This window comes from Paenibacillus sp. PsM32 (assembly GCF_030433815.1).
In the GTDB taxonomy this organism is placed as follows: Bacteria; Bacillota; Bacilli; order Paenibacillales; family Paenibacillaceae; genus Saccharibacillus; species Saccharibacillus kyungheensis.
The window spans coordinates 1,150,289-1,162,788 of sequence record NZ_JARUWY010000001.1 but is presented as its reverse complement, the minus strand read 5'-3'; the positions used below and the strand labels follow the sequence as shown (position 1 = coordinate 1,162,788).

10 protein-coding genes are annotated in these 12,500 nt (G+C 39.9%); 7 read left to right on the top strand and 3 right to left on the bottom strand.

The window, feature by feature from the left end; translation table 11 throughout:
* Window positions 1-12: 12 nt before the first annotated feature.
* The 3 genes from QCD85_RS05170 (at window position 13) to QCD85_RS05160 (ending at window position 1,784) form a co-directional block, all read left to right on the top strand.
* Window positions 13-405, top strand: coding sequence for a response regulator (locus QCD85_RS05170; RefSeq protein WP_273614979.1), 393 nt, complete (start codon window positions 13-15; stop codon window positions 403-405).
* Window positions 406-490: 85 nt separating this feature from the next.
* Window positions 491-1,132, top strand: a complete 642-nt coding sequence (locus tag QCD85_RS05165) for a deoxynucleoside kinase (RefSeq protein WP_274170886.1) — start codon at window positions 491-493, stop codon at window positions 1,130-1,132.
* Window positions 1,110-1,784: a deoxynucleoside kinase gene (locus QCD85_RS05160; RefSeq protein ID WP_273614981.1), complete on the top strand. Its 675-nt coding sequence runs from the start codon at window positions 1,110-1,112 to the stop codon at window positions 1,782-1,784. The genes QCD85_RS05165 and QCD85_RS05160 overlap by 23 nt, the downstream gene beginning before the upstream one ends.
* Window positions 1,785-1,893: 109 nt before the next feature.
* On the opposite strand, the gene QCD85_RS05155 is transcribed toward QCD85_RS05160, so the two are convergent.
* Complete coding sequence (locus QCD85_RS05155; protein WP_301261847.1) at window positions 1,894-2,316, bottom strand: VOC family protein; 423 nt, start codon at window positions 2,314-2,316, stop codon at window positions 1,894-1,896.
* Window positions 2,317-2,376: 60 nt separating this feature from the next.
* Complete coding sequence (locus QCD85_RS05150; protein ID WP_301261846.1) at window positions 2,377-3,072, bottom strand: hypothetical protein; 696 nt, start codon at window positions 3,070-3,072, stop codon at window positions 2,377-2,379.
* Between the two features lie 255 nt (window positions 3,073-3,327).
* Here QCD85_RS05150 and QCD85_RS05145 point away from each other — a divergent pair, with 255 nt between their 5' ends.
* The 4 genes from QCD85_RS05145 to QCD85_RS05130 all read left to right on the top strand — a co-directional run bounded on the left by QCD85_RS05145 (window position 3,328) and on the right by QCD85_RS05130 (window position 7,730).
* Window positions 3,328-4,452: an FAD-dependent monooxygenase gene (locus QCD85_RS05145; RefSeq protein ID WP_274170882.1), complete on the top strand. Its 1,125-nt coding sequence runs from the start codon at window positions 3,328-3,330 to the stop codon at window positions 4,450-4,452.
* 312 nt (window positions 4,453-4,764) lie between these two features.
* A complete protein-coding gene (locus QCD85_RS05140) occupies window positions 4,765-5,295 on the top strand; it encodes a type IV pilus modification PilV family protein (RefSeq protein WP_301261845.1) in 531 nt (176 codons plus the stop codon).
* Complete coding sequence (locus tag QCD85_RS05135; RefSeq protein WP_301261844.1) at window positions 5,279-5,860, top strand: PulJ/GspJ family protein; 582 nt, start codon at window positions 5,279-5,281, stop codon at window positions 5,858-5,860. Before QCD85_RS05140 ends, QCD85_RS05135 begins: the two co-directional genes overlap by 17 nt.
* A 49-nt stretch (window positions 5,861-5,909) precedes the next feature.
* Complete coding sequence (locus QCD85_RS05130) at window positions 5,910-7,730, top strand: hypothetical protein (protein WP_301261843.1); 1,821 nt, start codon at window positions 5,910-5,912, stop codon at window positions 7,728-7,730.
* 139 nt (window positions 7,731-7,869) lie between these two features.
* Here the strand turns inward: QCD85_RS05130 and QCD85_RS05125 are convergent, their stop codons facing one another.
* Window positions 7,870-12,486, bottom strand: a complete 4,617-nt coding sequence (locus QCD85_RS05125; protein ID WP_301261842.1) for a DUF5057 domain-containing protein — start codon at window positions 12,484-12,486, stop codon at window positions 7,870-7,872.
* Between the last annotated feature and the right edge of the window lie 14 nt (window positions 12,487-12,500).

Below are 12,500 nucleotides of genomic sequence, written 5' to 3'. Positions count from 1 at the left end.
AGGAAGGATCCTATGGAACACAAGAACATCAAAATTCTGTATATTGAAGATGATGGAGTGAATATGTTACTGATGCGTCACTTATTTAAAAAGAAGTTACCCTCGGTAGAATTATTAGAAGCTTCCACGATTCAAGAAGGAATTGGTCTGGCGATCAAGGTACAACCTTTTTTGATATTGTCTGATATTCATTTTTTGGGAATGAACGGCTTTGAAGGAATTACTCAATTAAAAGCAGATCCTCGTACATCTATGATTCCGGTCTGGGCAATCAGTGCTTTTGTACTGGAAGAAGATATTCGAAAAGGCAAAGACGCTGGATTTGAACAATATATTACGAAGCCTATCCATATCGGAAGGTTCTCCAAATTATTAGAAGCTTATATTGAACAAAAAACTTCTTAACATAGGCATCTATAATCGTTCTTCTTGTGATACAATACATAAGTCTATTTTAAGATTATTGTGAACAGGAAGGACATCCACATCTATGAAACAAACCCCGTTTATTGCTGTAGAGGGTGCTATCGGTGCTGGTAAAACAACACTTGCGACGATGCTAGCACAAGAAATGAATATCCCACTCATCAAAGAAATTGTAGAAGAAAATCCGTTTCTCGGTAAGTTTTATGAGAATATCGATGAATGGAGTTTTCAGTTGGAGATGTTTTTTCTCTGCAATCGTTACAAGCAATTGGAAGACACCGGACTTCAGTACATTGCCAATCACAAACCTGTGATTTCGGATTATCATATTTATAAAAATCTGATTTTTTCGGAACGTACACTGAAAGGTGTACAGCGGGATAAATACCGTCAAATCTACCATTTGTTAACGGATGATCTGCCAAAGCCTGATATTATTCTGTATATTCGTGCTGATCTAGAAACATTGTTATATCGCATCAAAAAGCGAGAGCGTGTATTCGAACAATCGATGGACACTGCTTATTTGGAGCAATTAATTCTAGATTATGAAGAAGCGATGGCGTCGATTGCAATCAACGAACCATCGACACAGATTATTACGATTGATGGCAACTTGATTGATTTTGTGGAAAATAAGGAGCATTTCGCACAGATTGCTTCTGATCTAAAGGAGCTTATACATGAACGAATACAACATACCTGATAATGCTTTAATTACGATTGCTGGAACAGTAGGTGTCGGTAAATCGACTTTAACATCGGTGTTAGCCGAACGTTTGAATTTCAAAACGTCTTTAGAAAAAGTAGATCATAACCCGTATCTTGAAAAGTTTTACCATGATTTTGAACGGTGGAGCTTTCATTTGCAAATTTATTTTCTAGCAGAACGGTTTAAAGAGCAGAAAGCGATTTTTGAAGCAGGTGGCGGTTATGTTCAAGATCGCTCGATCTATGAAGATACCGGTATTTTTGCGAAAATGCACGCAGATAAAGGCACGATGTCTGTTACTGATTATGAGACGTATACGAGTCTTTTTGATGCGATGGTGATGACTCCTTATTTCCCGCATCCAGATGTATTGGTTTACTTGGAAGGCAGTCTACCTTCGATTCTGAACCGAATTGAACTGCGTGGTCGTCAGATGGAAATCGAGACAGAACGTTCCTACTGGGAACAAATGCATGGACGGTATTCGACATGGATTAATGAATTTACAGGATGCCCGGTATTGCGTCTGAATATCGATCAATATGATGTGCATGATCCAGCTTCGGTTGATTTTATTTTGCATGAAGTAGGTAAAGCGATTCAGTTGTCTCGTAGTAAAAACTTGAGTCAAGTGGAGCAAGCGTAGTAAATATTGATCAAATTGATCTACAAAAGATAAAAGACTCTCATCACGAGAGTCTTTTTTTGATACCTAATCTATCCGTTGAATCGAATTACAGATCACAATAAGCCAATTATTGTGCACGCTTTGCAATAGGATGATCTTTATTTAACTGTAATAAGTCCCATAAGTTGCCGTACAAATCTTTGAAAACAGCCACCATGCCATAGTCTTGTTCTTTGGGTTCTCTCACAAATTCGATTCCATTGGCGATCATATCATGATAGTCTCTCCAAAAATCATCTGTATTGAGAAAAAGGAATACTCGGTTCCCTGTTTGATTCCCGATAAAAGGTTCTTGTTCAGGCTTAGATGCTCTAGCGAGCAGAATAGTCGTTCCTGCTGAACCTGGTGGAGAGATCACAACCCAACGTTTATCCTGTTCAGGTTGGTAAATATCTTCGACCACATGGAAATGAAGTTTCTGGGTATAAAATGCGATAGCTTCATCATAATCTTTGACAACTAATGCAATATGAACAATAGATTGAATCATACTAGAGATGCCTCCTATACAGAATGTCACTTACATCTCTATTGTACATGAATCTGTTATTTAATTTTCTGATAAATGATCCCCGGAAGACATAATGCTGGATAACGATGTAAGTGCGGGTGTTAAGAAAGTGTCCGATTCTTTTCCTTCTGGAGCATGTGCACGGAAAATGTAAGTGTCTTTGCTCTGCTGATCTTCCCAGACGATATAATCATGCACTCCTTTTTCATCAGACACTTGTAAAAGTAAATTTGCATTGAACATTGGGCCTTCTGCTAACTGGTCGCCTTTATACTCTTTGACTTCGCCATATTCTGTTAGTTCTTTGATTCCTTGATTACGCAATTCATCTAAGTTGGAACCAGAAGATACTTTTTCGATTTCGGCATAGTATTTAGGATTGTTCGTCGATTGAAGACGATGGGTTGCTGTGTCCAATGTATATCCATCAAACACGTATAATGAATAATCTTTACTCTTCGTAAGCGTAGCTTTTCGTGTATCACCCATTCCCATATCGAAAGACTTCGTAGGTTCACGTTCTACTACAGAAGCTGTTGCTTCGTCATCTGAAGATGCTGCACTGTCTGCTACTGCATTATCATCCACCTGTTGATTTTCTGTAGTGCTAGATATTGCTGGCGTTGCTTGTGAATCTGTAGCTGCTGGAGCGTTTGTTTGCTTTTGACAGGCCGTCATTGTAAGTGTAAGCAATAAGATAGAAGCTATAGCTAGACTTTGATTTGGTTTATTCATAAGAACACCTCCTCTAGTTAGACGAACTCAATGCAATAAATATTACCTTTATGATCTATTTTGTATATTCCTTTATTCTGAAAATAGTGATTAATATGTTTCTTTGTCCATACTTTTGCAAAAATAACAATCTTACATATTATAAATTTTACATGTAAAATATGGGATATAGCTTATTTTTAACTATTCTTCTAGATGCAGTTGAAAATGCTGTTCAATCATCAAGTTGTTTTATTACACAGAAGGAGCTGCATTATGTCGAACACAATAGAACATGTAATTATTATCGGAGCAGGCATCGGAGGATTATCGGCTGCGATTTCGTTACAGAAAATAGGGCTTCAGGTTACTTTATGCGAAGGCAATGCTCATGATGCACCTGCGGGTACAGGCATTACACAACCTCAGAATACGTTTAAAGTATTGAAGGATCTAGGTGTATATGAAGAATGTCTGGAGCAAGGCATACAATTAGAAAGTATGCAGATTTTGAACAAAGAAGGACATGTCCTGTTAGAAGTAAATCAAAAGTTTCTAAATGAAGATTTACCTGGACGTAACTCGATCTGGCGTTCTACATTAAATCAGATTTTGTTATCCAAAGCGCTAGCACTTGGAGTTACGATGAAATGGGATAAAAAGCTGAAAACATATGAAGAACACGAACATGGAGTCACTGTTTATTTTGAAGATGATACGATTTTAGAAGCGGATCTGCTTGTAGGTTTTGATGGGATTCGTTCGAAAGTACGTAATATTATGCTTCAACGTGAGGTTCAGTCGTCTTATTTAGGGATGGGTTCATGGCGTGTGCCGATTGAATTTCCTGCTGGTACATTGACGACAACGAGTTATATGTTACTAAATGAAGACAATAAGGTAGGTATTTTTCCGCTGACAGCTACCAGTGGTTATATGTTTATCCTGAAGCCTGTTCACGAAGACTATCGCGATCCGAAAGAACAGCGTTATCACACTGTGCGCCATATGTTGGAACCTTTTCAATGGAAAAAAGATTTCCTGAACAGTTGTTTCCAACCTGACAGTCCTATTCTATTTAATATGATTCGTCAGATTGTGCTGAAAGAAAAATGGTATAGCCAACGTGTCGTCATCGGTGGCGATGCTGCTCATGCCAGTGCTCCGAATCTGGCACAAGGTGCAGCGATGGCGATAGAAGACGCGATTGTATTAGCAGAAGAGATTGCTCAACATCACTCTTTATCAGAAGCTCTATCTGCTTATTATGATCGAAGATATCCAAGAGCACGAGAAGTGCAACGGTTATCGGAAGAACTGTTAATCAACGAAATGTCTGGCAAATCTTCTCAACAAGAGATTATCCAGCAGTGTGATGCTTTATTGGAAAAAGCGTATTAAGTACTAATACAACTGGATTACTATCTATCATTACTATCAACTACTGATAATAGATCAATCAAAAAGTGCCTTTGCGGGCACTTTTTTTATTTGTCTTTTTTGTTGCAAATTTATTCGTATCATCTGACTGATAGATCAGATCCCTCTATGAATATAATCCCATTTTTTGTCACGTTTACAAAGTAGATGTATGAAATTGGAAAAGGATGTATAAAGTTCAGAGCGTAATTAGTCGAAGAAGTAGATAAGGAACTATCTACAATGATCGGATGCTACATATATAAATATAGCTAAAGAAAAAGGAGCCTACCGATGAGAAAGTATAACAAACATGAAGAAGGCTTTACCTTGATTGAAGTGATGGCGGCTATTGTAATTTTGGCGATTGTTTCGTTGGTGTTAATGTCTTATTTTAGTGATTCCTTATCGTACGCCAAAAGCAATGCCAATAAAACAGTAATGGTGAATCTTGCTCGTAATGCACTGGTATACGCAGAAAAGCAAGATTTTGATACATGGAAAACGTATTTTAAATCCAATGCTAGTATTGATAGCCAAAAGTGTGAATCAATCAGCAATTGTAGTATCTATGCTTCACTGGTAGAACAACCTGCTGTACTGGCGGCTGTATTGAATCCTGTGGTGAATGGAGTGCAGTATCGGGTAGCGATTAAATATCAGAAAGATTTACTGCAATCCTCTACGGGCACGACTGCAACGATCAAAGGGCAAGAGTCTCCCTATCTGCTTCCGATTCAGATTAGCATACATGGAATAGAAGAAAAATCAGGGCAGGTGGGAACGATTGTGGAGGGGTATATCACTGATGAAAAAATTCGTTGATCGCTTACGTCGTCAAGATGGATTTACGTTAGTCGAAATGCTGCCTACATTGCTTTTATTAGCTATGGTCATGAGTATGATCTATGGAGTGGCTCATTTTGGAATGCGTAGTTATAACCAGATCAAAGTCGAAAATTCATTGCGGGATGAAGGCGATATATTGATGTCTTCGATTATTACCGAACTGTATACTTTCTCACCAGATCGTGTTCGTCAATTAACAGTCAATGGCAAAAATATAGGGATTCGCTTAGAACGTGATCCAGCGATAGCCAGTGGCACAACAGGAACGATCGAAGTATTAAATATTTATATGCAAGCAGGTTCACTATATATCGGTGACTTGCAGAGTGTGAGTAGTTCATCAACCGTTACTTCGATTGTGCAACCCAAAGATCAGGTAAGAGCGATACAGTCTCGATTGGGAGATAGCTCATCGATTCAGATTCAATCGGATGGACGAACAGTCTATACGAACGGCATTATTCAGATCAGATTAGCACTTTCTCAGACAGTACAAGGTCAAAATAAAAGTCTCGTGCTTGAAAGCAATTTTGGATTTTGATGATAGATATTCAGATGTTTAATTTGGATATTGGAAAAGGAGGTTATCCATGTCTATATTGCAAAAATGGAAACGCAACATTCAGTTACTGCTAACCCATCCCGATCGCAACAGGGTATGCCATTCTGTTAAACAGGAACAAGGATCAGCACTGGTAATGGTGATGTTTGTTGTACTGATATTGACGGTGTTAGGACTGGCTGTACTAAGTGCAACAGTAGGAGGAGCCAAACGTACAGAAACACGTGAAAATGATGTACAAAGTCTGCATCTGGCGCAGAAGTCACTGGATGAGACGGTTGCTTATATTACAGCTCAATTGGATCAAAAGCGAAATATTGATCCGGTTAGTCTGGATGCCGATATTTTGAATATTACACAACAGGTTCAGAATCAGATCAATACCGATATTAAGACAAGTACTGATCTACAAGCATCAGGAGCAGGCCCGTCACAAGCCAGACTGATGTCTATTGTATACAAAGGCCCGGAGAAAGGAACCACTTCACAGCTTACACGCTATGCGCTGACTTTAACAGCTCAAGCTAATGTGAATGGAGTCATTCGCACACTGGTACAAGAAGTGAATATTGATACGTTCCCAGAATTTCTAAGTTATGCGTTAGGATCAGAACATAATCTGATTCTGAATGGAGCGCCCAATGTTATTGGTAACATCTATGCAGGAAATAGCTTGCTTACCAGTCGTACGGCTCGCTACACGTACAAAGCAGCTAATCATACGCAATCTACTCAATATCCTCATCTGAACGGTGATGCTTATGTACAATCATTAGATGCGATTCAAGAGGAAAAAGTCATGAATCAGTACACACCTATCAATATGGATGCTACACTTGCCAACGATAGTCTAGGACGTGTACTGGGTATTTCACTGGAACAAGTGAATATCAAAAACAAAAAGAAATTTGTACAGGTCAATATGGATCAGACATTTATAGATAAAATAGCTGAAGCAGTCTCGGTGAATCGTAATGATATTCAGACGATGTACAACAGTTCCAATCAGAATCCGGCTCAACTGATGACAGATGTCGCCAAACGCTACGGGATTAAGCAATTGACCTTGCCTACGAAGCCAGCTACTCCTGTTCGTCCGGCAGTGGGTGCTCCATCTACCGAGTGGGATCAATATAATGCGGCTGTTGCCGCTATGCAGTCTTATGAAGAACAGATGGCAAAGCTCAAAGTTACACTGGCTACTCTTGATCAATCTGTGGTGTTCAACGGGGATCTAGAACTGGATGGTGTTACATTTAACCAATTGAATTATGCGCAAAAAGCAGGTAAATGGTTTTTGCTTAATGGGAGTTTGACGATTGATAATTACCAGCAAAGTTCGATCAATATACGTGCTAATATGCTTACCGCAGGCAATGTGACGATACATGGAGAAGCTGATTTGGATGCAACGATCTATGTGATGAAAACACCAAGCAATGCGACAGACTACACAACAGTATTACAAGATGCCACGATCAAAGGTCTGAATGGGAAAGAGGTCGTTTTATTATCCAAAGGTGGTATTTTGCTCAATCGTATTGAAGCATTCAGCAGTACACCGACAACGATAAAAGGATTCTTTTATACCGAAGCGGCAGCCGATTTGTACGGTGTAGGCTCGGTATTCTGGTTAGACGGTGGCTTTTTTGCTAAAGGCGATCTGACAGTCAATGCAGTCGTTGGTGATGCTGTAGGAGGCGCTAGTGATATTGAAGTCAATCCTTCCTCGAATGTAGGTAGTCGCTTCCGGGTCACGTATAACGAAAGTGTCTATGCAGATCAACAAGCAGGCTTACCACGGATTCAGCAGGTGAATGTACGTGTAGGCAAGTTAGAACTGAAATAACTATCGGTATGTTAAAGCAGTCTCTAGCTCTCCAAAGAAAATGTATGATTAATACAATAACAAAAGGCACTTACGATCTGATATCAGATTGTAAGTGCCTTTTTCGTATCGTCATATGATTATCACATGTAGAAATGAATTAGTAGCGGTCACCATTGGTATTTTTGGCGAGTACTTTAATCGTCACCGTTGCTCGAATAGATGCTTGATCGGTATAGATCACAGTTGCTTCAGCGGTTCCTTTACGAATTCCTTTGACAATACCATCTTTGGTTACAGTGATATTGTCTGTATTGGTTGTACTCCATTGAAGTGCATTTTGCAGAGCGTTCGTTAAGTCGACATTCGCAGGGGTGAAGAACAAGACCGAATTCAGATTCATCGAATCGCCTTCCCAAATCTGAATTTCACTTGGCAGTCGTAATCCGGTTAGCACAGGTATCACGTCTACATTTAATTGCGCTTGTTTCCCGCCTCCGCTAACTACGACCGTCACTGTTCCTTTTTGTATCCCTGTAACAACTGCTGTACTGCCTGTTCCTACAATCGTAGCATAACTGCTTTGAGTAGGATCAGCGAATGACCATTTGAAATCAGGTATATCTGCATCTGCTGGCGTTAATATCGCTTGTAATTTAATACTTTCACTAATATTAACTTTGTTCGCTCCGATAATAGATAGCCCTTGTACTGGTTGTACGACCTGTATTTGTTTTTTTACTTCGATCCCACCAGCATTGACGACAACAGTCACTGTTCCTTTTTGCTTACCTATAATCACAGCAGTATCTCCTGTACCTGATGTGATACCAGCCAGAGTAGAACTGGTTGGACTTTCAAATGACCAGCTATACTTCGGTGTATCTGCATTCGCTGGAGAAATAATCGCTTGTAAATTGATTGTAGAACCTACAGCTACCGTATCAGGCCCTTGAATCGTTACTTTCTCGACCGGTCTGGTGATTAGAATAGGATGTTCGCTAGTATAGGTACGACTTGGTACACCGTTAGTCGTCACTGTAGCAACAAGAGTGACGGTACCCGAATCATATCCGCGAACGACTACTTTCCAAGGATCAAGTAGTGTAGGTGTCAGTGTAGCTTTATCTTTATCAGTTGCATTTTTAAATGACCATGTCACGGTTGCTTTAGGATTAGCAGGGACGAGAATCGCTTGCAATGTAGTGTTATCGCCTACTTTGAGCTGATCTGCTCCGACAATCGACACGCCGGGATTGGTAACGACTACTGTGGCTGTTGTCGATACATTGCTACCATCTGTTGCTGTAATCGTAATATGAGCGGTTCCCGGTGAAACGGCTGTAATGGTTCCATTTTCACCTGTAGGTGTTACGGTCAGAACAGCAGGATTGTCCGATTTCCATTGCAATATTTTATTGTTAGCATCAGCAGGTAAAACGATAGGAATTAATGTCTTCTGATCGCCTACCCATAACGTATCATTAGGTAATTGCAAGCTGGTGATACGGGCAACAGACGAGAAAATAATATCTGGAAACACAATAGTGACTCGTTCTGTCGGTGGAGGAGTAGGCACTTGAATATCGCCTGCAAATGGATACAGGGAAGCACTACGCGCTGAACCTGTTAATGATCCTCCGATCAGTGTTCCTTTAATATCTCCACTGAATGTGACTGCTGCTCGTGGAGCAAGTACGGTACCCTGAACACTACTATTTCCTAGATTAAGAGCAGTCGCGCCACTAAAGTTCAATAATACTTGCTTCGGATTAACGCCACTGCTCAATGTTAATCCTCCATTCATACTTACAACTGTTCCATCAATATTGACCAGTACAGTTGAACCTGCGGGCACATTTATATTAAATGAACTGGCTTTACTTACTGCTGCACCAGAGACATTGAATACATTGGTAGTAGGATCTGTACCTGTTAAAGTAATTGCTCCTGACGTTTCTACTTTGGTTGTGCCATTAGCAGTCACAGTGGCTAGCCGATCTGTTTTTTTGAGTAATTGTGCACTAGCGGCATCGAAGTCAATCGGAGTACCTTTTACTGTTTTGATATAGAAAGGACTGATTACAGTTCCTCCATAGACAGCATTACCATAATTGATCGTTCCACCTACTAGACCCAAGTTTAAATTTTTACCTGCTACCAATACGCCTGTTCCAGCAGCCGTCGAAGTAAGCTTGGTTCCGATATTGAAGCCACTAGAGAGTGTAACTGTACCGGCGCCAGCAACACGACCTTCTGTTGAAAATCCAGAAGCATTCATATTGATATCGCCAAGCATAAAGATATTGTAATCTCCAGCTGTTCCAAGATCGCCGATATTTTCAAAAGCATTATGAATATCTGCATACTCAAGCTTTGCATTAACCAGATTATACGTTCCCTGACTAACCGGAGTCAGTGCTATAGAAAATGTAAGCGGATCTGGATTATCCGGTGTATACGATTGAACATTATTTTTGGTTGTCAGACTGTATGGAATGTCTGTTAGCGTCTTTTTCAAAGTATAACCTGTTGCTACTGTGCCTTCTTTGGTGATTCCTTCCGGTAGATTACCGACAATCTCAAGGTTAGGTGGAAGCTTCTCTGTATATTGAATATTAGAAATAAGAAGCTTACTGAATCCTTGTTCTTGTGTATTCACTGTTTTGAAATCGATCGGTTGTGGAGTAACCGAATACTGTAACGTCAGCGGAGTGTTGCGCTGAATGGTTCCATTTTGTACACCGGACACAATTTTGCGATCGGTTAATAGATTGGCACGAGCTTGTTCAATATTCAAAGTAGTGGTCTGTGTAGACACAGCACCTTGTTTATCCCGAACGGTTACTTCGATCTGTAGTGTACCGCCTTGTGGTAAAGGATTGTTAAACGTTTCGGTAACATTTTGACCGGATAACACTGTTTTTTCGGGAATTTCAAGGTCAGGCAAGTACACACCGCCTGATTTGAATTTGACACTGGCATATAGATTACGATCTTTCAGATCCAGATCGTTGGGAATATAACTCAGTACAAGGTCTTTCAGATAAGAAGGCTTGGTGCTCTGATCGGTTGGTGCATTGATTGTAATATAAGGTGCATGGTTAGAACCGATAAATGCCCGGTATAACGTATTTACAAATAATTTCTGCTCCCATTGAGGGAATTTATTGTTAGTATGTCCTGTACCTGAATAAGTTACATTTCCTTTGGAATACGTATAGTAATGATTCCAGCTATCCGCGGCATCACGACTACTACCAATAATGTTGTACCATGACACCACATCTGGATCTTCCAAATTCAACGTATAGTACTGATCATGGGTAAGATTGATTTGCCCTACATATCCACCGGTATTCGTCGGAGCTTGACTCAGATCGAAAGGAAATTGAGTCAATAACCCATCATTAACAACGGCTGTACTGGAAGAAGCAGAGACTGCATTCAAGCCAATATTCGTTTTGGGAGCAATCTGACCGGAGCTAGGCTGGAAGTAGCTTAACCATCGATTAGAATTGGTATTACTTTTATCATAAATCGTATCATGCGTGAACATCACGCCTTGACCGGAAGCGATAAATTTCTGTACTGCTGTAGCAGATGCATCGGTTAACGGAGCGAATTGATTGTATTCATCGCGAAAACCAAACACAAGCATATCGTACGTTCCGTTGAGCGTGCTATATACAGCCGGAGTATTAAAATCACTGAAAGATTTGACGGTAATATTCAGGTTGTAATCATTTCCCATCAGATAACTTTGCGTCATATTCGCTGTATTTAACAAACTACTAGCAGTGCCATCAGACGGCAGGATTTGTAATACACGTACGACTGTTTTTTCATCCTGATAGCGAATAATGCCTGTTGTATAGTTTTTCAGTTGTCCGCTACTTTGACGATCTACAATTTCAAGCTTCCAGTATAGTAGACCTGAATATGCTTTGGGTAACTTGTATTGTAATGTTCCATTCGATTGAGTAAGCGAAGTGGTCGCTACCAGTTGATCTCTACCCATCGTAATCACTTTATCGATTCCTAGATACAGATTCGCTTCAACTCCACCACTACTAAAATCAGATATACGATCAACGTTAAATGCAAAATTAATCGTATCCCCTTGTTTGTATACATTGGTCTTATTCACAGAATAATCTATCGGAGCAGCTGTAACCGTAAACTGAGGACGCTGCATCAGTAAGCTACTAATAGTAGAACTTGAATTTTTCATCTGTGTTACCAGTGCTGTTAAGCCATTATCATCGACAAAAAATACATTGCTCACTTTGGAAGCCGCCTGATTGTATTTGGCAAATGTATCATACAAAATCCGTTGATCAGCTGTTGCTTTGGAAGTATTGGCTGTCTGACTCAAAATAGACGTATGCAAAATAACCGGCAATCCTTTGTTGATATAACTATTGACAATATCATCTGCTTTGAGATGTGTAATATCGTTCATCACAGGAGTGGTATTGTGATTATTTCCTTGAACGCCTGTTGTGCTGTATATTCCTTTACCAATATAGATTGCATCATATCTGCCATCTAACTCTTCGCGTTGAGCCACGAACTCTTTCATACGAATCGAGCGCACTGTGAAATTAGAAACGTTAGCCAACTGGCTTTTTAAAGTCGACGTGCCATCATCACTGATTTCTAAAATTCGCACAGGATATGCAGCCGCTGCGCCTACAATCATATGGGTGATCGGTATAATCATCAGGCATAAAAGTACGATAACTAAAGGAATCCAGCGCTTTCTCATCTTCATATATAATTTCTCCT